Consider the following 22,038-nt stretch of genomic DNA (forward strand, 5'->3'; position numbering starts at 1 on the left):
GTTAAAACTCTATATTTACCTACTGATATTAAACTCCCTCTCATTTTGAACTTACTTTTGTCCACTTCCGTCGCAATAAATTGGTATACTAATCCAACAAATAATAAAAATATAGTGAAAAATACTGTAAACTCTAGAACTTTCTGAGGTGTTTTTTTTCGTCTATGAACATATCTATGAAAACTATTAGTTGAAAAACCAAGTTTCAAATTTATATCCCCCCAAACTAAGAATCATCACATATAAGATAATAGCATAGATAATTACCTTATAAAACTATTAATAATAATTTTTGTATTTATAACTTACGCAATTAAATTATCTATTTTGCCAACAATAAAATTAAATCTGTAAATTACAAAGAAAGACTTCTAGAAATGAGGTGTTTTCATGAGAGTAAGACTGGGTTATGTTGCTATCGCATTAAACCTTCCAAAAACTACTAGCTCCAGTAATGTTACCTATACTTTATTCAAGAAACTTCCAACGGAAGAAAAGCAATTAGAAAAATTAAAAACCACAACCTTAAACAACTTAAATAATCTATATAAGATTCTTAATTATAATGCAGAGCAAAAAATACACTTTTATAGAATCACCTCTACTCTAGTACCTTTAGCTACTCATCCTGAAGTAGATAATTGGAATTATAGATTAATATTTAAGAAAGATTTTGAAAGGTTAGGCAATTTCATAAAGGAAAACAATTTAAGAGTAGATACCCATCCTAATGAATTTAATGTAATAAATAGCTCAAAAGCCACTGTTGTATATAATTCTATAAATAATCTTAAATTTCATGTGAATCTCTTTGAGGATATGAACTACCCTCTTGGAAAAATGGTACTCCATGTAGGAAGTGGGGAAGGTGGTAAAGATATAGCCTTAAATAGATTTATTAGCAATTTTGAGAACGTTCCATCTGAAATAAGCAGTAGACTTATACTAGAAAATGATGATAAAACATTTACCGCTGCAGAAACTTTAGATTTATGTAAAAGATTAAACCTGCCAATGGTCCTTGATGTGCATCATCACAATTGCAATAATAATGGAGAAGTTTTAGAAGATCTGTTAGAAGAAATACTAGCTACTTGGGATAAAGAACAGCTACCACCAAAATTTCATTTTTCCAGTCCTAAAGAAGGTCCTCTAGATCGAAAACATTCTGATTTTATAGTGGCTGAAGACTTTATAACCTTTATAGAGATTTGTAAAGTTTATGATAGAGATATTGATATTATGCTGGAAGCAAAGCAAAAAGACTTAGCCTTATTTAAACTTATGGAGGACTTAAAAAGATTAAGGAAAAATTGGAACTATATAGACAACTCCACCTTTGAGATACTTTAATAACAGTTAAGGGCAATCTTGAAACAGATGTCAGATAACATATATCTGACATCTGCTATCTGTCCCCTTACTATCTTTCACCTAGTTTGAGATTTGGTGCAGCATTTAAATCTAAAGGTGAGCGTACACCTCTCATATATTCAAAATATGCTGCGCTGGCTATCATAGCTGCGTTGTCGGTACAGAGTATTGGAGCTGGAAATAGCACTTGTATATTATGATCAGCACCTGCTTTTATTAAACTATTTCTCAAAGCAGTATTGGATGCTACTCCTCCTGCTATGGCAATCTTGTTAACTTTCTTCATTTTGCAGGTTTTTATCACATTATCTGTAAGCACATCCACTACAGCTTTTTGGAAAGAAGCTGCTACATCTGCCTTATTAATTTCTTGTCCTGTCATTTCCATTTTGTTTAAATAGTTGAGAACAGCAGACTTTAGCCCACTGAAGGAAAAGTCTAGGGTTTCCTCATGAAAATTAGATCTTGGAAATCTAATAGCATTTTCGTTACCTTCTTTTGCCAGCTTATCTATAGCAGGCCCTCCCGGATATCCTAAACCTAAAGCTCTTGCCACTTTATCGTAAGCTTCTCCTGCAGCATCATCTCTAGTTTTAGCTATAACCTCAAAATCTCCATAATCCTTCATGTGTACTATAAAAGTATGTCCACCGGATACTACAAGACATACAAAGGGTGGTTCTAGATCCTTATGCTCAATAAAGTTTGCACTTATATGGCCTTCTATGTGGTTAACCCCTACTAAAGGCTTTTTTAATGAATAAGCCAATCCCTTTGCATACTGAAGTCCAACTAAAAGTGCCCCAACTAGTCCTGGCCCATAGGTAACAGCCACTGCATCAATATCCTTAGACTCTAGATTAGCCTGCTCTAAGGCCTCTTCAACTATGGCATTGATTACCTCTACATGCTTTCTTGATGCTACTTCTGGTACAACACCGCCAAATTTTTTATGTATATCAATTTGTGAAGCTATAACGTTGGATAAGAGTTCTCTTCCATTTACTACTACTGCCGCCGCAGTCTCATCACAACTACTTTCTATAGCTAGAATCTTTACATCCTTTGACATAATTACTACCTCTTTTTCTGACAATATAATATAACTATTTGTAGACTTATAAATTTAATTATAGCAAAAGAAAAATTATATACAACCGGTATTATTTTATCCCTTAAAACCATGATATACTATAATTATCTACTATAGAAAAGGGAGATAGGTTATGGAAAATTATGCAAAAGTCGTCGTTAAAGGATCACCTATTTCAAAATCCAACTTTAAACTATTTAATACTCATGGTCGTGCCATACTTCCCAATAATTCAGGAAAATATTATGATCGATATGCACACTATGAGGAAGAAATTGCCTATAACGCTAGGTTGCAAAATCCAGGGGTTGTGTTAACAGAAGCATTAATTGCAGTGTTAAAAGTCTACTATAAAAGCTCTAAACGTCATCCTGATACTAATAATATAACCAAAAGTATTTTTGATGGCATCGAAAAAAGCGGACTTATAATAAACGATGCACAAATTAGGCGCCTTATTATAGAGGAATATTATGATGGTAAAAATCCTAGATTTGAGTTAGAATTATTTGGAGAGAGCAACTATTGTATGAAATATGAAATATATAGAAGAGAAGTGCCTGAAAAGCCTATTGAATATCAGCCACCTTCTAATAAGAAAAGTAATGTAATCAAAAAAAATTCTACTGAAGAATCAAAAAACAGCCTAACTAAATGTGGTATTTGCGGAAAATATGTGTCAGCAGAATCCACTGTCACTGCCAATGGCGGTAAGATTAAAATATGTAATAGTTGTCTTAAAAAATTATTTTAAAGCTTTACTTTAAGGGGGACTATTTATGCTAATAAAAGACATATTTAATCAAAAGAAACCAGTAATATCCTTCGAAATTTTTCCACCAAAAAAAGATAGTAATATCGATGTAATTTATAACACTTTAGAAGCGCTAAAGGACCTAAGACCAGACTTTATAAGCGTAACTTATGGCGCTGGTGGTAGTACTAGAGATAAAACAGTGGAAATAGCTTCTATTGTAAAAAATAAATATAATATAGAAGCTTTAGCTCACCTTACTTGTATTGGATTAGATAATGCTGGTCTTAATAAGATTATTGGGGAATTAGTAGAAAATAATGTTAAAAATGTGATGGCTCTTAGAGGTGATTTGCCGGAAGGCATGGATAAAAGAGTTCTTGAAGAAAGTTCTTTTTCCCACGCTTCTGACATTATTACTGTTATAAAAAAAATAGGAGACTTCTGTACTGGAGGTGCATGTTATCCAGAAGTTCATCCTGAATGTGACACTTTAGATAGAGATATAGAAAATTTAAAATTTAAGGTAGATTGTGGAGCTGACTTTTTAGTTACTCAATTATTCTTTGATAATGAAAAATTCTATAACTTTATTGATAAGGCTAGAAAGGCCGGTATCAATATTCCTATAAGTGCTGGAATTATGCCTGTTACTAATAAAAAGCAAATTGAAAGGATGGTATCCTTAAGTAACGCTACATTGCCCGTTAAATTTACAAGAATCATGGACAAGTATGAACATAATCCAGAGGCCTTAAAGGAAGCAGGAATAGCCTATGCCACAGATCAAATTATAGATTTATTATCTTGGGGAATTGATGGTATACATCTATATACTATGAATAGGCCAGAAACTTGCCGAAAGATTATAAGCAATATTACTACCATAAGAGATACTTTGGAAGGTAAATAAAAAAGTAGGTTGTAGCATTATATTTCTTATTTTCTTATGCTACAACCTATTTTTATACAAATATTTTTATTCTTTTTCTAGAGTAACAGTTATACTATTTGCATCTTGACACCTTTCCAGTAAAGCAACGGGAATTGATATTTTCTCTAAGTCTCCGTAATTCATAATTTGCTTAGATATGCACATTTCCTTTATGCCGTCTACATAAACACATACTTTATGATGTTCATATACCGCATCTACTCTAAAAGCTAGATCTACAGAATTGTCTACGTTACCTTTGCTAATATAGGAAGGCACTATGTATCTTATTGCTGGCCCCTTTAATATTTGAATTTTATCCTTTCCGTCTTTAAAGCCTTTCACATAATCTACTGCTTTTTTGCCTGCTCTTTCACTTTCCTTAATTATATCATCCACACTGTCATGATAATGGACAGCATTACCACAAGCAAAGATACCTTCAATGTTAGTGCGCATATTTTCATCTACTTCCGCCCCACCGGTATCAGGGCATATCTTGACTCCACATTTCTTGAACAACTCATTTTCTGGTGTTAAATTAACAGCTAAAATGATAGTATTGCAGCCTATAAATTCCTCACCCTGATCTAAGAAATTACCTTCAGCATCTAAGGGTACTATGGTCACCCCTTCAACTCTATCATTGCCATGTACATATTTTATATTGTGTTCCAATTTTAAAGGTATATGAAAGTCACTAATACACTGAATTACATTTTTTCTACTACCTTTACAGTAACTTAAGGGCTCTATAAGTGCATGAACCTTAGCTCCTTCCAAAATAAACCTTCTAGCCATAATAAGACCTATATCAGTAGATCCATAGATAACTATATCTTTTCCTGGCATATATCCATCTAAATTAATAAATTTTTGTGCAGATCCCGCTGTAAAGATACCAGCAGGCTGTGCTTCAGACAAATTGACAGCAGTCCTAGGTACTTCCCTACAACCAAGAGCCATAATTATAGCCTTTGCTTGTAATTTTATAATTCCCTCTTCTCCATTAACAGCCATTATTTCTTTTTTATCATTAACCTCTAATACCGTTGTTTTTAATTTATACTCTATACCATAATCATTTACAGCAGATATAAACCTTTCAGCATACTCCGGTCCTGTTAAGTCTTCTTTGAATCTTTCAAGACCATATCCATTATGTACACTTTGCCTTAGGGCTCCTCCTAAAGATTCTTCTCTTTCCAGTATTATTATATTATCTATACCTTCCTCAGCTACGGCAACAGCAGCAGCTAATCCTGCAGGTCCTCCTCCAATTATTACAACATCGTACATAAAAATTAAAACCCCTTTAATAATTATTTCTACTATATATTATATATTTTTTAAACTAAATAGAAAATAGCCCTTAATAATTATCCTTATTAGCTTCCCTTATTATTTTCATAGCTACTTTTTCCCGTATACTATCATATAAGTCAAAGGTTCTAAGAGCTTCTTCAACCTCACTATAAACCAACCAGTAACCACTTTTAATAAGAGGTGTCTTGTATCCACTAACAAAAGCCTTTACATCCTTTAAAGGAATACCCAATAATACTCCTATCTCATGGGGACAATTATCCTTATATTTGCCTTTTATATCATTCAACAACCCTTCTATTTCATAGTGCTTATATCCATAATCCTTAAAAAAATCCCTTATCTCTTCTCTTTCTAGGAGTTCCTTTAACACAGTTATATTATAAATTAATATTATAATTGAATTTGTACTTTCTCTTAAAGTTATCCATCTAATATCACTATTTTCTTGAAAGCTATCAAAATATTTTTGCCAAAGAAATTTTAAGTTTCTTCCACCACTGCCTAAAGATATAATAGAGGCAGGTTTTTTTCCCTCAATAACCGGTGCTATATAATAACTTATTACAGCCTTTAAATATTCCTCATCCTTTAATTTCTCTAATGCCTTAAAATACTGAAAAATAATTTCCTTCTTCATATTTATTTCTATTATAGAAAAAGACATCCCCTAGGAATGTCTTTTTTATCATAGTTTATAATCATTGTCTCTTTCTTCATAAGAATGAGGAATGCTCATATTGGAATTATTTAATGCTGTAAAAGTTCCTATATAATAATCATAGTTGAAAAAATTATTGCTATATATGGACTTATTCTTATATTTCTTATCAACATATTCTACCATATGGTTAGTTGATATTTCTTCATACTTTGCCATTACATCACCTCAGTATATTTATTTACGTTTATTATCTCTCAAATAAGGTATTATATACTTTGGTCATTGATTTATAATGGCAAAACAAAAGGCAACTGATAACTCAGTTGCTGTAAAATAAAGGGGATATTATGAAAAAAAACTTAACTAACTCACTGCTTATTATCATAATATCAGACAAATATTAAATTGCTATATATCAAAAATAAACTTTTTGTTAATTATACTTGTTTTTTATGGAAAATAATTCTTATTTATATTTTATTGCCATAATCGCTGATTATTTTAATTTGTCTTCATAAGATTTTACCATTCTTCTTACCATTTCTCCCCCAACGGCTCCGCATTCTCTTGCACTTAAGTGTCCATTATATTCTGAAAAAGGAATTCCCATCTCCTTAGCTACTTCAGTTCTGAATTTATAAAGTCCCTGCTTAGATTCTGGCACTAATTTTCTTGTTCCTTTTGATGCCATCCTATACCTCTCCCTTCTTTTATATTTTGTAGAGTTCTGAGGAAAGAATTAAATTTAAATATCTTTATTATAAGTATTTGTCATTTTTAAATAATTAACCTGTATTATTGCTACCTTTCTTGTAATAATTATACTCAAGCTATATATTTTCACTTTTATTAAGTATTATCTTTATCTTCTCTATTCTTTTTTCTTTTACCTCCAAGATTTCAAATATGGTGTCTTTATACTCTACCCTTGTTTCTTCACCGTCTTTAGGAATATTTCCTATAAGTCCTATAACAAAACCGCCTATTGTATCGGAATGCTCTGACTCAAAATTGGTATGCAAATAATCATTAAGGTCACTTAAAGTTATTAAACCATCGGTAATATAAGTGTTATTATCTATTCTAACAATATCCGGCTCCCCTTCATCATACTCATCTAAAATCTTCCCCATTACTTCCTCAATTAAATCTTCTATAGTTACAATACCTTCAAAACCACCATATTCATTTATAAGTACTGCCATATGATTTTTAGATCTTTGTAGTTCTTTAAAAAGTTCATCTATACTTTTAGTGGCAGGTACAAAATATGGAGTCCTTAAAATTTTACGTATATCCACATTTTTAAAATCACATTTACTAGCAGCTATCAAAAAATCCTTCATGTATAATATACCAATAATATTATCTATTTCTTCCTCATAAACTGGAACTCTTGAATAATTCTCCTTTGTAAGCTCATCTATAATTTCATCAATGTGAGAATTTATATCGATAGCAAAAACCTCTGTTCTAGGAGTCATAACCTCTTCTGCTACTTTGTTATCAAACTCAAATATACTTTCTATCATTTCCTTTTCCGTTTCATTTATTACTCCATGCTCCTGACCTACCTCTATTAAAGACCGTATTTCCTCCATAGAAACCTTTTCATCTAACCGTTCAGTTTTAATGCCTGATATTCTTACTAATAAATTAGTGGAACTGGAAAGTAGTCTTATAAAAGGCTTTGTAACCTTAGATACTGCTATAAGTGGCCTAACAGAAAACATGGCTATTTTCTCCGCCATCTGGAGTGCTATTCTTTTAGGATAAAGTTCACCAAAAACCAAGGTAAAATAAGAAAGTATTATAGTTATTATAAACAATGCAATTTGACTAGCATATGGAAGGCCTATTCTTTCTAAGTAAACCGCAAACTTTCCTGATAGGCCAGTAGCTGCAGAAGCACTGGCAAAAAAACCTGCTAAAGTTATACCTACTTGGATAGTAGCTAAAAACTTACTAGGCTCTTCTGTCAACTTTTCCAGCAAGGCTGCCTTTTTATTTCCCTCTTCGGACAATAGCCTAATCTTATTCTTATTCAAGGATACTATAGCCATTTCTGCTGATGCAAAAAAAGCATTTAATGCTGTTAGAATTACTATTAGCAAAATTTGCCTTATTGTACTTCCGCCTGTATTCATCCATTATTACCTCCATGAAGCCTAATATTATTATTATCTTTCTTAGTCGGTAATATATACTTAGAAGCATATTACTAATTCACATCATCCTATACTTTTAAGGACGTATGGACTAGCTCTAATAATAATTCTGAGGAGTGTAAATTTTCTATTTAAAAAAGAAAGAAGGTACTTGCAGCTTACAAATACCTTCCTCCACCAATTCTTCTACTTTGCTTTTTCTAGAGCCCTTTGAACCGCTACCTTCCAGTTTCCTGTGCTAACGGTTGCTGTAGCTATAGTGTCTACATCATAACTTTGAGCCTCTATCATTTCCTTAGCCATGTCTTCTCTAAATTGTTTTAAATTTGGTCTTACCTTACCTTCTACCTCTGCTCCTGTCCACTCATCATAGTTAACCTCTTTTCCATCTTTGGTAAGTCTCTTTAATACAATATCTGTAATTTTTCCATCTTTAATAGTTACAGTGGCGGATTCTTGTCCGTAATCCCATGGGTCTGCAGTTGCCTCATAGGTACCATCTTTTAAATTATCTGTCACATCCTTATTTGTATCGCCACTTTCAGTGATATCTTTTTCCTTGTCTGTAGTGTCTGTAACCTTATCACTATTTTCCGTAGTAGTTCCCTGCTGATTATCTTTTTTCTCGGTACTATCGTTACCGCAACCAAACAAACTTAAAGACAATACAAGGGATAATGCAACACAAATTTTTTTCATCATAACCCTTCCCTTCCTCATTAATTGATAACTCTTCGCTCATAGTTATTTTTCCGTGTTATCAATTCTTTATGCATACATATAAAACAGCTACTCATTTGATATTCACGTAATTCTAAGTAATTTGTGCATTGAAGCTCTATAGATGAATAGGATTTCTGCTATTTATATTATCTAATTTTTAGAATTTTATACATATATTATTTAAGCTTATATATACTAGCATAACATCACATAATTGTCTATAACCTGTTAAATATCAATTTTTATTAGCCTGTAGTTTATAAAAAATTCCGCCAGTTTTCACTACATTGACGGAATTTATATTTAACACTTACTTTTACTTACACTGAAATTCAGTTATTTTATCTAAAATCTAAAAGTGCTCTCAAATAAAATCTATTATCTACTTTTTCAAAGACAGCCCAAGTACCGGTATTAAAATCTCTTTCAGCTTCTGAAAGCGCAAACTCATCATCACCTAATATATAAATTAATGGTATTGAGTCTGTCTTATTATCTGTTACTCTTTGAATTTCTCCACAAAGCTCCCATACTTCACTGGTTGAAGGACCCAATACAGCTCCATTAACTGTATCTTTAAAATTAAAATTCTTCTCCTTAATTCTTAAATGCTGAATTTCTTCACTACTATTTTTTATGCTAGTAGGAAAAAGTTTAGTCATATCTATAGCTTCTTCATCATTTATTGGTAATTGAAGGTTCTCTGGAATTTCCTCAGCAGAATAAATATTTCTAATATCATTACCTCTTGCACTATTCCCAGATACAAAATTTCTTATTACTATTAAACCTGATGGACTTACCATTTGTTTAAAGGATTCTATGTCTTTACTATTAAGAATACTAATAAATTTCTTAGCTACATCTATCTCATTAACAATAGTAGAATTATCTTTATCGGAATTCTTGTTATCATCATCTGTAACAGTTTCATTCTTACTCTCCTCCTTCACTATGGAGGAATTATTATTAGAAAGTATAGAATGAATAGATTTTAGAAATTCTCCTTTCTCTAGTGCATAAGAAATTCCAACTACAAGACAAAATAATAAAACTATAACTTCATATTTAATTAAACTCCAATGTTTCACTGAAGTATTCTTAAATTCTTGCATTATTTGCTTTTCCCTATCATCTACAAGCCCATGTTTAATGTGGTTATTCTCATTATCACTTTCATATAATTTATTAAACATTATGTATGCTCTCCCTTCAATTAATTTTCAATAGTTTCCCAGCTCTACTTAGCTGATACTTTATGGTAGACCATTCAACCTTCAAGATTTTACTTAAATCTAGAATAGAAAGTTATCATAATAATTTAATTTTATACCTTACTAACAGAAATTTCATCACTGCTTTTACTAATAATACAAGCAAAATAAGGTAAAAGAACTGTATACCATTATAGAATTATTTTATTTTTTTAGTAACATTTACATAAGTTTTATATCATAATAAGACAGCAAATAATTTGTTATAAGCTAATTAAATTTATTTATCCATAAGTTTTGATATTAATACTCTCTTCTTTCTATATAAAATAAAAAGACACTATTTTTAGTGTCCTAGTTTAACTCACTTTCTACTTTAAATTATCATATTAAAATCTTGATTACTTTTTAATTAACTTTAAAATAATACTTTTTTACTATTTCATCACGAAATATATATCGCCAAAATTTGCTATTAATTAAATTTCTCCATATAACTTTTGAATTCATAAGAAAGATTTTTTCTATAGGTTGACTACCTTTACTTTCAGATTTATCATCTATCAGTATATTTTCTGAGCCTATTTTTTCTCTCAAAATTTTTTTATATATAACTAAGTTTGGTTTATTTTTATTAGTATAATAATCGTTTTTCCAAACTTTATACAAATTTTTAAAACTTATGCATTGATTAACTGATCCTGTTATTCTACTAATAGCAAACATACCTGAAATTCTTTTATGTGCGAAAGCTTGTACAACTATAGCTATAATACTAAAAATTAAATGAGGAATTATTAAAAGTTTTGAGATCACAACTATTGCCACTATTATAAATTTTATAAAATTATTAAAGATTTACTTCATAACATCCCTCCATTAATTTAAATTGCAAAAAAAAATATAATGTGCTTCAAAACACATCAATTAGTAGGTAAATTTAATATATATTATTACTAAAAAAATTACTCCTTTATTACATATTTTCATTCTATCACCAATAAATTTACACTTCAACAAATATGAGATTGTCATAAATTAGCAAAATAAAAAGCCAGCAGAAGCTGACTTTTAAATACAACTATGCGATAGCATAAAACCGTAGTTTTACTGGAATGCCATTGCGAATTACTATGCAATGGGTTAACCTTTTCGAGTGCTTTTATCTCCATGGTCGAAACCTTTGAGAGCCTCGAACTTAGGACGCTAAATCGCCCCAGCCTTTTACTTTCTATCGCTAAAGTAAAAAACTATCATTAATTATTTCGGAATGTAATTTAGTTATTCTATGAAATCTTATAAATTCTAATTTCTATATAATTCCTCTAAAACACATAACATATGTGTCCTCAATAGCAATAATACTTTATATTCCTTATAGTTGTATCATAACATACCCTTATAAAAAGAAAAAACACTTCAATACCAAAATTTACATTCCATATAGTTGTATCATAACCAAATTCAAAATAAGATAAATCAAGACTTTATGCCTCATTCAAATCTTATTTTTGCATTGAAGTTCTAGTGAGGTTTTTCCATTTTCTAGACAACAACCTCTTAGCTATTGAAAATACAGCATTTATCAATATACTTAGATTCATTTAGTTTACTGCAATTTCTTCAACATGATTTTTATAGTATTCACTTTCTTCTTTTGTGGTAATATATTTTGTACTCATGGCAATATTTCTACTAGCATTATAATCTGCATTTAATGTACGTCCGCAATCCTTATTCTTACAAGTAAATAGCTCTTGCTTTTCTCTTTGTCCTTCCTCGTAGTGCCCACATATACTACAAATTTGGGAGGTACGATAAGGATCTACATAACGTACTTTAATACCTTCACGCTCTGCTTTATACTCAACCATTTGTTGCAATTGATAGTACGGCCACTTATCTAACAAAGTTCCTTTAACAGCTTCTTTCATAGATAATAGTTCCATGTTTATTTGTCCAGCCTTATTATCTAATGCAGATTTTATAATCTGACTTGAAAGATAATGATTATAAGTTCTATTGTAATTACTCTGCAACTCTTTAAATTGATTTAAAGCAGAAAGTTTTTTCTTTCTTCCCCTTCCACCTTTTGTAGAATTTAGCTGACGGTGTAATTGCTCACGTCTCTTTTTAAACTGAAGATTAACCCTCATAAAATCATCAAATGAACCAATTGCACGTTTTATATAATATGTATCATTTAGACTAACATAAACTGGAATTTTAACACCAATATCTACACCTACAACTCTATTAGGAATAAACTCATTTTTTTATTTATCGGAATATCAACAGAAAGATTTAAAATTAAAGTTTTATCCACAATTTCAATTGAACTTTCACATACTTTATATCTTTTATCTATAACATTAGCAAGAAATGTTCTAAGCTCTAAATCATTTTTATTAAATCTATGCCCTAGAAGAACTTTAAATGTAATCTTATTAACCCATTTAATCTTTATATCATCACCGTCATAATAAAAACTTAAATCTCGTCCGCGGGTTAACAGCGGAAATGTTCTTTTGTAATTTCTTATAGATCTTTCACCTCTTGCTAACCCATTTTTTATATCTGATTTAAAATCTTTTTTTACTCTATTTGTCACTATTGATTTAGTGTCTATTCCCTTGCCAAAATTTATGTTTTCGAATATAGGATTACTATTAGTTAGTCCTTTTACCGCTTCTTTATAAGCTGATTTATCTATATTGTCAGTGAAATAAGCAATTCCGAGATAGCTTATTGCCTTATTTAAAGCCAAATACTGACTATATTGAGCATCACGAATAAACTGATATTTGCTATTTCTTATTTCTTTATCTCCCTCATCAATAACTATTTAAATTTTTCTAACAGTAATCATATATCTATCACCTCATTAGGCATACTTTACCATATAGGTTTAGCTAATTCAACATATTCATTTTAATATAGTTTTTTACAAATAATCAGTATGTAAAGGACATAAGTAAAAAAGATTTAGCAATAAAGCCAATCTTTTTTCATTCAAAATCTATTCAAAAAACAAAAAAGCCAATAGAATATAAATTCTACTGACTTTCCACTGGCAGGGGCAGCAGGAATCGAACCCGCAACCAACGGTTTTGGAGACCGCTACTCTACCAATTGAGCTATACCCCTTCGTGACAAGGATTATTATATAACATATATAAAAAAAAGGCAACTACTTTTTAAAATTTTATTTATAAAATATTATATTTATTTAACAAAAAAGAAATCCCCCTTAAATATGGGGATAAAATTAAGTTTATAAATTTAGTTAGTTATTTCTTTTAAGCTCTTAAAGGCATTATAATTACATTGCCATAAGTCTAAACAGTTTCTATCGGTGCAGTATGTAGACAATTTAACTTTCTGTACCTTTGAATTATTTACTATGTTTTCTACATAGGACAGCTGTTCATCTTTACAGTATAAGAATATATATTTTGATTTATTAGCTTCTTGGTGAAGCTGTTCTTCCATTTCCAAAATTTTATCTTCTGAAGATAGCTTTATAGGATTAATATTAAAATAGTTAAAGAAATAGTCTAATTCTTCTGTGTTAGTTAAAAAAGTATAATCCTTATACTCTTTTATTATAGATGTAAGTTCTTCATTTACTTCATCTAGCTTTTTTATAGCTTCCTCAAAATTTTCTTCATATACTTGTCTTCTTGCCGGATCCTTTTCTTGAATTCCATTTTTTATGTTTGATAATAATATTTTATAATTATTGGAGTCTAGCCAATAATATGGATTGCTTTTTATAATCTCTTCTCCATAAATAATTGGGTATTCTAGTTCTAAAGTCTTTATACCTCTAGAGCAATTAATAACTGAAACATTACCTTTTTCTAGATTTTTCTCAAACCCATTAACCCATGGTTCAAAGCCGGCACCAAAGTATATAAATAGATCTTTATTAGCTATATTTTTCAAAGCATCCTCAGTAAATTCATATTTCCATTGACTCTCTTCTTCTGCCATCATGTAATCTACTATATGATCATCTTTTACAATATCCTTAACCATATTATATAACAGTTTATTAGTTGTAATTATTCTCAAAGTTACTTCCGTTTTAATATCTTTCCCTTCGATGTTAATAGTAGGCGTTACCCTTTGTTCATTATCACTACAGGCTGTTAGAAATAACATAAATAGTAATCCTAAACTTATTACCCTTTTCAATTTTAGCACCTCTCATATACACTAATTATTATTACATTATAGACTAAAATCCATAAAACTGCAAAATTCTTTACTGTCAAATCCTTTTCTTTTTCACAATTTTGATATAGAATAGCATTATGTTATATAAGATTAATCAGAGGTGAACTCTTAAATGGAATTTATAATAAAAAACCTTGAGGAAACTATGGCTTTAGGTAAAGCTTTAGGACAGCGTTGCAATGCCGGTGACATTATCTGTCTAACAGGAGATTTAGGAGCCGGTAAGACTCATTTCACCAAAGGTGTAGCCCTGGGCCTAGGGGTAAAAGAAGAAATAACCAGCCCAACCTTTAACATTGTGAATGAGTATGAAAGTGGAAGATTGAAACTTAATCACTTTGATGTTTACCGCGTTAATGATCCGGATGAAATAGAAGCCATTGGTTTTGATGAATACATTTTTGGCTCTGGAGTAAGCATCATAGAATGGGCAAATTACATAGATGTTCTCATTCCTGAAGAAGCTTTATGGATTACTATAAATAAGCTTCCTGAAAAAGGAGAAAGCTTCAGAAAAGTTGTAATAAATTATAGCCAAAATAGATATGATTATGTAAAGGAGATAAGCCTATGAGAGTACTTTCTATAGATACTGCAACGGAAGCTGCTAGCTGTGCCATACTCGAGGATAACAAGCTATTAGGAGAAATCAACTTTAACTTTGGCAGGCAGCATTCTGTAATTTTAATGCCAATGATTGATAAGCTTCTTTCTTCCCTACATATGGATATAGACTCCATTGATGGTTTTGTATCCTCTAAAGGTCCTGGTTCCTTTACTGGTTTAAGGATTGGAATGGCCACAATAAAAGGTTTAAGTTTTGGAGCTAAAAAACCTTTTATTTCTGTTTCAAGCCTAGATGCCTTAGCCTATAATCTAGCCTACAGTAAGGGATTAATTTGCCCTATTTTAGATGCTTTAAGAAACAATGTATACACAGCCTTATATACCTTTGAGGGTGAAGAGCTTAGAAGGATATCAGATTATATGGTAATTTCTATTGATGAGCTTATTAATAAAGTAAAGAATGAAGAATCCATTTATTTTATTGGTGATGGTACTGCTAAATTCAAGGAAGTTTTAAAAAGCAATATTCCTAATTCTTACTTTGCTCCTGCTCATCTTAACTTTGCCAGAGCTTCATCACTAGGTGAACTTGGATTAAAGCTACTAAAATCAGGTATTGAAGAGGATCTAAACACCAGTACTCCAATTTATCTTAGAAAGTCTCAGGCTGAAAGAGAATATGACAAAAAAATGGGGTTGAGTAATGAGTAGTATAGAGATTGTTCCCATTGAAGACAAATATATTGAAGGTATTTTAAATGTAAGTATACTAAGCTTTCCAATTACATGGAGTAAAGACTCCTTTGAAAAAGAGCTTACAAACAAATATGCCCGCTATATGGTGGCGGTGAAAGATGATTTAGTTGTAGGTTTCGCCGGCATGTGGATTATCTTAGACGAAGCCCACATTACCAACATAGCTGTGCATCCAGAATACAGGGGCTTTGGCATAGGAACTATGTTAATGGAGTCCTTGATAAGTATTTGTAAACTAGAAAATGTCATAGGTATAACCTTAGAGGTAAGAGTGTCAAACCAAAGAGCAATAAATCTCTATAAAAAATTTGGCTTTGTGGAAGAAGGTATTCGCAAGGCATATTATGAGGATAATAAGGAAGATGCTTTAATAATGTGGAAAAGAAATTTTTAAAGGTTCAGAGCCAAGCTCTGAACCTTTAAAATTAAACCGCTTTTTTTGAAAGCTTTGCATCGTTGCTTTCAAGCTTTCTATTATCATTATTTATAATAACTGAAATTCTCTTATAGATAACTAAAGTAATAACAGATATTCCTGCTCCCTTTATTAAATTTATAGGTATAACACCTTCCATAATATATATCATTAACTCCTTTTTTGGCATATTAGGCATAAATAAAGGTATAAGAATATATGCATTAGCCAATGCCCCTACAATGCCTAAAACCAAGGTTCCAATAATCAATGAAATTACAGCATTCAACTTTGTCTTCTTAAATTTATATATCATGCCCGCTGTTCCAACAAAAGTTGATCCAATAATAAAGTTAGCTAACTCCCCTACCCCTCCGGTAGTGGTAGATTTCACTAAAATCTTTAAAATATTTTTCAGCGCCTCTATTATAACTCCTGTCAGTGGCCCAAAGGCAAAAGAACCAATTAAAGCCGGTAAATCACTAGCATCTATTTTCAACCAAGGAAAAGCCGGAAATATAGGAAATTCAAAGTACATTAAAATAACAGAAATAGATGCCATTAAAGCAACTTTAATTAGGTAACTAGTTTTTGATGTTATATTATTCATTTTTTAATTCCTCCCTTTAAACTACTTCAGGAGATAGGTTGGATGGATTAATGCCTTTATCTAAGCTTGGCGCCTTCTACTTAGATAAAATAAAAACCCTGACCAAAAATAGTCAGGGCAAGATAATCCATCTAACACATATCTTCTTCCATCCAGACTATACTGTCGGCTTCGGAATTTCACCGAATCAACCATTACGGCTCGCGGGCTTTACCGCCGGTCGGGATTTACACCCTGCCCTGAAGATACTATTATTTAATTACATATTTATTATAAAACATTGTCATAATATTTTCAATGTATTTTTATTCTTTTTTCATAGATAAAGAAATTCTCTTTCTTTTTTCATCTACTTGAAGCACTCTAACCTCCACAATATCTCCAACTTTAACTATATCAAGAGGATGACGTACAAATTTGTCTGACATTTGACTTTTGTGTACAAGACCATCTTGATGTACACCAATATCCACAAAGGCCCCGAAGTCAGATACATTTCTTACAGTACCAGTAAGAACCATACCTGGCTTTAGCTGATTAATATCCAGTATTCCTGTCTTGAATATTGGCTTTGGCAGCTCTTCTCTTGGGTCTCTTCCTGGTTTCTTAAGCTCTTTTATTATATCTTGAAGAGTTAATACTCCTACACCTATAGCATTGGCAAGGTCTTGCAATCCCTTTTCCTTCACCCTCTGATCTATGTCAGGTAGTCCCTTTTTTAAGTCATCCATATCATAGCCCAGCATTTTTATTAGTTGTCTTGCCGCCTCATAGGACTCAGGATGTACTGCTGTATTATCCAATGGCTCTGAACTTTCAGGAACTCTTAAAAAGCCGGCACACTGCTCATAGGCCTTTTGTCCTAATCTCTTAACCTTAAGCAATTCTTTTCTGCTTGTAAACTTACCATTTTCCTCTCTATAAGTTACTATATTTTGAGCTATAGCAGCATTTATTCCAGAAATATAGGATAGTAACGAAGGCGTTGCTAAATTCAAATCTACTCCAACTGTATTAACACAATCTTCTACTACACCCTTTAAGGATTCATCTAATCTCTTAGGAGTAACATCATGCTGATATTGTCCTACCCCTATAGACTTAGGATCAATTTTTACTAGTTCTGCTAGAGGGTCCTGTAATCTTCTTCCTATAGATATAGCTCCTCTTACTGTAACGTCCAGGTCAGGATATTCTTTTGCAGCTAGCTCAGAGGCAGAATATACAGAAGCCCCTGCTTCTGAAACTACAACATAATAAAGATCCTTTCCCTTTTCCTCTTTAACCTCTTTTATTAGTCTAGCAAGAACCTCTTCAGATTCTCTACTTGCAGTTCCATTACCTAAGGATATAACATCTACATTGTATTTGTATACTAGTGATTTTAATGTTTTTATGGCTCCTTCCACATCATTTTGTGGAGCAGTAGGATATACAGCTACATTGTCAAGAAACTTACCTGTATCATCTAGTACTGCAACCTTACATCCTGTTCTAAAACCTGGATCGTAGCCCATTACAACCTTTCCCTTAACAGGTGGCTGCATCAAAAGAGCCTTTAGGTTAGCCTTGAAAATTTCAATGGCTCCATCCTCTCCCTTTTCAGTGAGTTCTGCTCTAATTTCTCTTTCTATTGAAGGATATATAAGTCTCTTTAAAGAATCCTTAATACTCTCTTCTATATAAGGATCTGTAATGCCATTGCCCTTCAAGCATTTTCCTTTTAAATAATCCACTAGCTTACTTTCATCTATGGTTATTTTAACACTCAAGATTTTTTCCTTTTCTCCACGGTTTATAGCTAATATTCTATGAGGTGGTATACTTTTTACCGCTTCATGATAATCATAATACATCTCATAAGGAGTTGGTTCTTCAGAGGATCCTGTAGTTTCTATTATTCCTTCTCTATAAACCTTACTTCTAATCCATTTTCTAAATTCAGCTTCGTCGGAGATCATTTCGCTTATAATATCCATAGCTCCCTGCAAAGCCTCTTCCGCTGTTGCTACAGCCTTTTCTTCGCTAATGAATTCTGCAGCATAGGCCTTAATATCTCCTGTAAATTCACCGGAATAAATAGCTTCTGCTAAAGGCTTTAAGCCCTTCTCTTGAGCTATTATAGCCCTAGTTCTCTTCTTAGGCTTGTAAGGTCTATATATGTCCTCTACCTCAGTTATAGTTTCTGCCTTCTCTACATTTTGCTTGATTTCTTCTGTAAGCTTTCCCTGTTCTTCTATTAGTCTAATTACATCCTGTTTCCTTGCTTCTAAGTTTCGTAAATATGTAAGTCTTTCAGAGAACTTTCTTAGCAGCTCATCATCTAAGCCACCGGTCCTTTCCTTTCTATACCTTGCTATAAAGGGTACAGTATTACCTTCATCTAGTAGTTCTATAACACTTTCAACCTGCTTCAGACTAATATTCAATTCCTTAGAAAGTCTTTGTTCAATATTACTCATTTTTCCCTCCAAAATATGTGCTTATAAATACTCTAGGTATTACTACCTTTAACATTATAAAGTATAATCTTTGCATTTTTCAACTTTATTACTTGTTAATATACTAAGTGAAACCTTTTCTTCATAAGTATATATTATGAATACTTTTAGCGAGGTCGTAAATGGAAAAAACATTTATTAAAGTAATAATGGCAATCTTGATTGTTTTCCTAGCCATGTCTCTAAAAACTAGTATAGGTGTTGAAAACTTTAACCTTAATAGGATAAAAGAAGTTACTGCTAATTTAAGTTCTTCCTCTTATAAGGGTCGACTTACAGGAACCTTAGAAAATAAAAAGGTTGCAGAGTACATTAAAACTTCTTTAGAAAAGATTGGGATACACCCCTTTCAAGGAAACTACTATCAAAATTTCAAGGTCAACTATCCTAAATCCTTATCTAACGAACCTTATTTGCAGGTAATAGACAAAGAAGGTTCTGTAATACATAAATTCACCTATGGTGTGGATTATAAAGAAGATATGATAAACTTTAATGAAAATAAAATAAATTGTCAGAGTTCAAATTCTAGAATAATCGGCGATAATATTATTCAAGTTTTTCAAGGGGAAGGTTATAGTCTTTTTTATGTACCGGAGGATAATAATTTGAATTTCAGAAGCTCCTTTTTAGATGACAATTTTACAAACCTATGTATTTTTCTTTCTAAGGAAGCTATGGCCTCCATTAAAAATTATTTATCAAAGGATCTATCTATAGAATGCTATATTCCCTTTGAAGAAGAAATAACTACCGTTCAAAATGTTATAGGTATCATTGAAGGACGTGATAAAAACTTAACCCCCATAGTGTTATCCGCTCATTTTGATCATCTAGGAACAGACTCTGCAGGTACTGTATATGGAGGTGCCTTAGATAACGCCAGTGGTACAGCCTTTCTTTTAGAATTATCTAGATATATAAAATCCTTAGGAAGACCTCAGCGTTCTATTATTTTTGCTTTCTTTAACGCAGAAGAGTTTGGTTGTCTCGGTTCAAAAGCCTTTGTGGAAGAATATAAAGATATGCTTAAGGGAGCAAAAGTCTTTAATTTTGATATGATAGGCAGTGATAATAACATTCCTTTATGTATCATGGGCGGTGAAAATGATAATAAAAATACCAGTCTAGTAAAATCAGTGGCTGCAACTTGTAGCAACAACCAAATCAACTTTGATTATTTATTCAAGGATTCCAGCGATCATGAGTACTTTAGAAAAAATGGAATTGATGCTATTACCTTCTGTGATAATGATGTTAGTAAAATTCACACTCCAGAAGATAAAGCAGAATATATTAGCTTAAGCGCTATTGAGCGATGTTTTAGTGTGATTTCTTTACAGATAATTGCCTATGGCTATAATAATAGTATTTTTATCCTATATAACAAGGAAATATTGCTTTCTTCCATGGCACTGCTTGGATTCCTTCTCTCCTTTTATGTTATAAAATACAATAAAATCGAAATTATAGTTAAATCCAATAAACAGAAAAATTAACTTTCCTTCCTTTTATACCTATGTTGAACTAAAAAAGACAATGGATACATCAAAATATCCATTGTCAATTATTTTTATCCTCTAATGTACCATTGCTGCTCTGTATTAAATATTCATTTATAAACAAATCTATATCGCCATCCATAACAGAGCTTACATTTCCATTTTCAGCACCAGTTCTATGATCCTTTACCATAGTATAAGGTTGGAATACATAGGAGCGAATTTGACTGCCCCAGCCTATGTCCTTTAAGTCTCCAGACAAATCTTCGATTTTTTCTTTATGAGCCCTTACCATAAGTTCCGTTAATTTTGCCTTCAACATAGCCATAGCCTTTTCCCTATTAGCATGCTGACTTCTTTCATTCTGGCATTGTACCACAATACCTGTAGGTAGATGGGTAATTCTTATAGCCGATTCTGTTTTGTTTACATACTGACCTCCAGCACCACCAGCCCTATAGGTATCTATTTTTAAGTCATCTGATTTTATGTCTATATCCTGATTTTCTGTCAGTTCTGGCAACACTTCTACAGAAGCAAAGGAGGTTTGTCTTTTACCATTAGCATTGAAAGGTGATATTCTTACTAATCGATGTATACCTTTCTCGGCCTTTAAATATCCATAGGCATATTCTCCCTTAACACTTAAAGTAACCCCTTTAATACCAGCTTCATCTCCCGGTAAATAATCGAGGGTTTCCAAGGAATAACCCTTCTTTTCTGCCCAACGGGTATACATTCGTAGCAACATTTCTGTCCAATCTTGGGCATCAGTACCTCCTGCACCAGCATGCAAGGTAAGTATAGCATTGTTTTTATCATACTCACCGGATAAAAGGGTCTCTATTCTAAACCTATCTATTTCCTCCTGTAACCTCTTTAACTCTGTTTCCGCTTCACTTATGGAGTCTTCATCTTCGGACTCCTTTATCATATCTAATAATACTTCTAGATCTTCAACAGCTGTAAAGACATTATTGAATCTTTCAAGTTTATCCTTAAGATTTTTACTTTCCATAGTTATTGCCTGGGTCTTTGAGGCATCATCCCAAAAGCCAGGCTCTTGCATATAATGGTCTAATTCTAAAATCCTCTTCTCCAAACCTACAAGGTCAAAGAGAAGCCCTCATTTCCTCTAAAATTTCCTTCATATGTGCTACTTTGTCTAACGCTTCATCTAGCTTAAGCCACATAT

Annotated in this window: 23 protein-coding genes, 1 tRNA gene and 1 riboswitch; of the genes, 7 read left to right on the plus strand and 17 right to left on the minus strand. The window is 31.9% G+C overall.

The features are described from left to right. Positions 1-209, minus strand: a 209-nt coding sequence (locus N3C_RS10360) for a hypothetical protein (protein WP_143312653.1), incomplete at its 3' end; no start/stop codon positions are given. A gap of 181 nt (positions 210-390) precedes the next feature. Between N3C_RS10360 and uvsE the strand changes: the two genes are divergently transcribed. Next, positions 391-1,353: a UV DNA damage repair endonuclease UvsE gene (gene uvsE, locus N3C_RS10365; protein WP_074365962.1), complete on the plus strand. Its 963-nt coding sequence runs from the start codon at positions 391-393 to the stop codon at positions 1,351-1,353. A 70-nt stretch (positions 1,354-1,423) separates the two neighbouring features. Here the strand turns inward: uvsE and tsaD are convergent, their stop codons facing one another. After that, on the minus strand, positions 1,424-2,446 hold the full coding sequence (gene tsaD, locus N3C_RS10370; RefSeq protein ID WP_074365963.1) for a tRNA (adenosine(37)-N6)-threonylcarbamoyltransferase complex transferase subunit TsaD: 1,023 nt from the start codon (positions 2,444-2,446) through the stop codon (positions 1,424-1,426). A gap of 154 nt (positions 2,447-2,600) precedes the next feature. Between tsaD and N3C_RS10375 the strand changes: the two genes are divergently transcribed. Then, positions 2,601-3,221: a RusA family crossover junction endodeoxyribonuclease gene (locus N3C_RS10375; protein WP_074365964.1), complete on the plus strand. Its 621-nt coding sequence runs from the start codon at positions 2,601-2,603 to the stop codon at positions 3,219-3,221. Positions 3,222-3,246: 25 nt separating this feature from the next. Then, positions 3,247-4,134, plus strand: coding sequence for a methylenetetrahydrofolate reductase [NAD(P)H] (metF, locus tag N3C_RS10380; protein ID WP_074365965.1), 888 nt, complete (start codon positions 3,247-3,249; stop codon positions 4,132-4,134). Between the two features lie 66 nt (positions 4,135-4,200). Here metF and N3C_RS10385 read toward each other — a convergent pair whose 3' ends face one another. The 12 genes from N3C_RS10385 to N3C_RS10440 form a co-directional block, all read right to left on the minus strand. After that, positions 4,201-5,454, minus strand: coding sequence for an NAD(P)/FAD-dependent oxidoreductase (locus N3C_RS10385; RefSeq protein ID WP_074365966.1), 1,254 nt, complete (start codon positions 5,452-5,454; stop codon positions 4,201-4,203). Between the two features lie 73 nt (positions 5,455-5,527). Next, positions 5,528-6,121, minus strand: a complete 594-nt coding sequence (locus N3C_RS10390; RefSeq protein ID WP_074365967.1) for a DUF3793 family protein — start codon at positions 6,119-6,121, stop codon at positions 5,528-5,530. 48 nt (positions 6,122-6,169) lie between these two features. Next, complete coding sequence (locus N3C_RS10395) at positions 6,170-6,361, minus strand: hypothetical protein (RefSeq protein WP_074365968.1); 192 nt, start codon at positions 6,359-6,361, stop codon at positions 6,170-6,172. A gap of 280 nt (positions 6,362-6,641) precedes the next feature. After that, positions 6,642-6,836 carry an alpha/beta-type small acid-soluble spore protein gene (locus tag N3C_RS10400; RefSeq protein WP_074365969.1) on the minus strand — a complete coding sequence of 65 codons (195 nt, stop codon included), beginning with the start codon at positions 6,834-6,836 and terminating at the stop codon, positions 6,642-6,644. A 139-nt stretch (positions 6,837-6,975) separates the two neighbouring features. Then, a complete protein-coding gene (locus tag N3C_RS10405) occupies positions 6,976-8,292 on the minus strand; it encodes a hemolysin family protein (protein ID WP_074365970.1) in 1,317 nt (438 codons plus the stop codon). A gap of 207 nt (positions 8,293-8,499) precedes the next feature. After that, the gene (locus N3C_RS10410) at positions 8,500-9,015 is read right to left on the minus strand and encodes an FMN-binding protein (RefSeq protein ID WP_207648620.1); all 516 of its coding nucleotides are present in this window, start codon (positions 9,013-9,015) and stop codon (positions 8,500-8,502) included. Between the two features lie 362 nt (positions 9,016-9,377). Beyond that, positions 9,378-10,232 (minus strand): hypothetical protein, encoded by an 855-nt coding sequence (locus tag N3C_RS10415; protein ID WP_074365971.1) that lies wholly within the window; start codon positions 10,230-10,232, stop codon positions 9,378-9,380. A 426-nt stretch (positions 10,233-10,658) separates the two neighbouring features. Next, complete coding sequence (locus N3C_RS10420) at positions 10,659-11,078, minus strand: hypothetical protein (RefSeq protein ID WP_143312657.1); 420 nt, start codon at positions 11,076-11,078, stop codon at positions 10,659-10,661. Positions 11,079-11,854: 776 nt separating this feature from the next. After that, positions 11,855-12,514 carry a transposase gene (locus N3C_RS10425; protein WP_306345595.1) on the minus strand — a complete coding sequence of 220 codons (660 nt, stop codon included), beginning with the start codon at positions 12,512-12,514 and terminating at the stop codon, positions 11,855-11,857. Continuing rightward, the gene (locus N3C_RS10430; RefSeq protein WP_074365974.1) at positions 12,496-13,017 is read right to left on the minus strand and encodes a hypothetical protein; all 522 of its coding nucleotides are present in this window, start codon (positions 13,015-13,017) and stop codon (positions 12,496-12,498) included. Before N3C_RS10430 ends, N3C_RS10425 begins: the two co-directional genes overlap by 19 nt. Before the next feature lie 304 nt (positions 13,018-13,321). After that, positions 13,322-13,397: transfer RNA gene (locus N3C_RS10435), tRNA-Trp, on the minus strand. Positions 13,398-13,532: 135 nt separating this feature from the next. Beyond that, positions 13,533-14,450 (minus strand): metal ABC transporter substrate-binding protein, encoded by a 918-nt coding sequence (locus N3C_RS10440; protein ID WP_074365975.1) that lies wholly within the window; start codon positions 14,448-14,450, stop codon positions 13,533-13,535. A 154-nt stretch (positions 14,451-14,604) separates the two neighbouring features. Here N3C_RS10440 and tsaE point away from each other — a divergent pair, with 154 nt between their 5' ends. From tsaE to rimI, 3 genes are read left to right on the plus strand one after another with little or no spacing between them, the layout of a single operon-like run. After that, positions 14,605-15,066 carry a tRNA (adenosine(37)-N6)-threonylcarbamoyltransferase complex ATPase subunit type 1 TsaE gene (gene tsaE, locus N3C_RS10445; RefSeq protein WP_074365976.1) on the plus strand — a complete coding sequence of 154 codons (462 nt, stop codon included), beginning with the start codon at positions 14,605-14,607 and terminating at the stop codon, positions 15,064-15,066. After that, a complete protein-coding gene (gene tsaB / locus N3C_RS10450) occupies positions 15,063-15,770 on the plus strand; it encodes a tRNA (adenosine(37)-N6)-threonylcarbamoyltransferase complex dimerization subunit type 1 TsaB (RefSeq protein WP_074365977.1) in 708 nt (235 codons plus the stop codon). Before tsaE ends, tsaB begins: the two co-directional genes overlap by 4 nt. Continuing rightward, entirely contained in the window at positions 15,763-16,209 is a 447-nt protein-coding gene (gene rimI, locus N3C_RS10455; protein WP_074365978.1) for a ribosomal protein S18-alanine N-acetyltransferase, read from the plus strand. Before tsaB ends, rimI begins: the two co-directional genes overlap by 8 nt. Positions 16,210-16,240: 31 nt before the next feature. Here rimI and N3C_RS10460 read toward each other — a convergent pair whose 3' ends face one another. Next, positions 16,241-16,840: an ECF transporter S component gene (locus N3C_RS10460; protein WP_074365979.1), complete on the minus strand. Its 600-nt coding sequence runs from the start codon at positions 16,838-16,840 to the stop codon at positions 16,241-16,243. A 136-nt stretch (positions 16,841-16,976) separates the two neighbouring features. Then, positions 16,977-17,091: riboswitch (FMN riboswitch) on the minus strand. 54 nt (positions 17,092-17,145) lie between these two features. Further along, positions 17,146-19,302 (minus strand): Tex family protein, encoded by a 2,157-nt coding sequence (locus N3C_RS10465; protein WP_074365980.1) that lies wholly within the window; start codon positions 19,300-19,302, stop codon positions 17,146-17,148. Positions 19,303-19,463: 161 nt separating this feature from the next. Between N3C_RS10465 and N3C_RS10470 the strand changes: the two genes are divergently transcribed. Further along, on the plus strand, positions 19,464-20,840 hold the full coding sequence (locus N3C_RS10470; RefSeq protein ID WP_074365981.1) for a M28 family metallopeptidase: 1,377 nt from the start codon (positions 19,464-19,466) through the stop codon (positions 20,838-20,840). A 64-nt stretch (positions 20,841-20,904) separates the two neighbouring features. Here the strand turns inward: N3C_RS10470 and prfB are convergent. Beyond that, positions 20,905-22,036, minus strand: a protein-coding gene (gene prfB / locus N3C_RS10475; protein ID WP_143312658.1) for a peptide chain release factor 2 whose coding sequence is annotated in 2 segments (ribosomal slippage) — positions 20,905-21,957 and positions 21,959-22,036 — 1,131 coding nt in all. Because the reading frame shifts where the segments join, the coding sequence is not laid out codon by codon here. Positions 22,037-22,038: the final 2 nt, after the last annotated feature.

It is taken from the genome of Clostridium sp. N3C (genome assembly GCF_900095445.1).
Lineage (GTDB): Bacteria > Bacillota > Clostridia > Clostridiales > Clostridiaceae > Clostridium_AU.

Coding starts and splice junctions, on each gene's coding strand:
- tsaE (WP_074365976.1), top strand. CDS start 14,605: ATGGAATTTATAATAAAAAACCTTGAGGAAACTATGGCTTTAGGTAAA.
- N3C_RS10410 (WP_207648620.1), bottom strand. CDS start 9,015: ATGATGAAAAAAATTTGTGTTGCATTATCCCTTGTATTGTCTTTAAGT.
- N3C_RS10385 (WP_074365966.1), bottom strand. CDS start 5,454: ATGTACGATGTTGTAATAATTGGAGGAGGACCTGCAGGATTAGCTGCT.
- rimI (WP_074365978.1), top strand. CDS start 15,763: ATGAGTAGTATAGAGATTGTTCCCATTGAAGACAAATATATTGAAGGT.
- N3C_RS10375 (WP_074365964.1), top strand. CDS start 2,601: ATGGAAAATTATGCAAAAGTCGTCGTTAAAGGATCACCTATTTCAAAA.
- N3C_RS10405 (WP_074365970.1), bottom strand. CDS start 8,292: ATGAATACAGGCGGAAGTACAATAAGGCAAATTTTGCTAATAGTAATT.
- N3C_RS10395 (WP_074365968.1), bottom strand. CDS start 6,361: ATGGCAAAGTATGAAGAAATATCAACTAACCATATGGTAGAATATGTT.
- N3C_RS10400 (WP_074365969.1), bottom strand. CDS start 6,836: ATGGCATCAAAAGGAACAAGAAAATTAGTGCCAGAATCTAAGCAGGGA.
- N3C_RS10470 (WP_074365981.1), top strand. CDS start 19,464: ATGGAAAAAACATTTATTAAAGTAATAATGGCAATCTTGATTGTTTTC.
- N3C_RS10460 (WP_074365979.1), bottom strand. CDS start 16,840: ATGAATAATATAACATCAAAAACTAGTTACCTAATTAAAGTTGCTTTA.
- N3C_RS10465 (WP_074365980.1), bottom strand. CDS start 19,302: ATGAGTAATATTGAACAAAGACTTTCTAAGGAATTGAATATTAGTCTG.
- tsaB (WP_074365977.1), top strand. CDS start 15,063: ATGAGAGTACTTTCTATAGATACTGCAACGGAAGCTGCTAGCTGTGCC.
- tsaD (WP_074365963.1), bottom strand. CDS start 2,446: ATGTCAAAGGATGTAAAGATTCTAGCTATAGAAAGTAGTTGTGATGAG.
- N3C_RS10390 (WP_074365967.1), bottom strand. CDS start 6,121: ATGAAGAAGGAAATTATTTTTCAGTATTTTAAGGCATTAGAGAAATTA.
- N3C_RS10415 (WP_074365971.1), bottom strand. CDS start 10,232: ATGTTTAATAAATTATATGAAAGTGATAATGAGAATAACCACATTAAA.
- metF (WP_074365965.1), top strand. CDS start 3,247: ATGCTAATAAAAGACATATTTAATCAAAAGAAACCAGTAATATCCTTC.
- uvsE (WP_074365962.1), top strand. CDS start 391: ATGAGAGTAAGACTGGGTTATGTTGCTATCGCATTAAACCTTCCAAAA.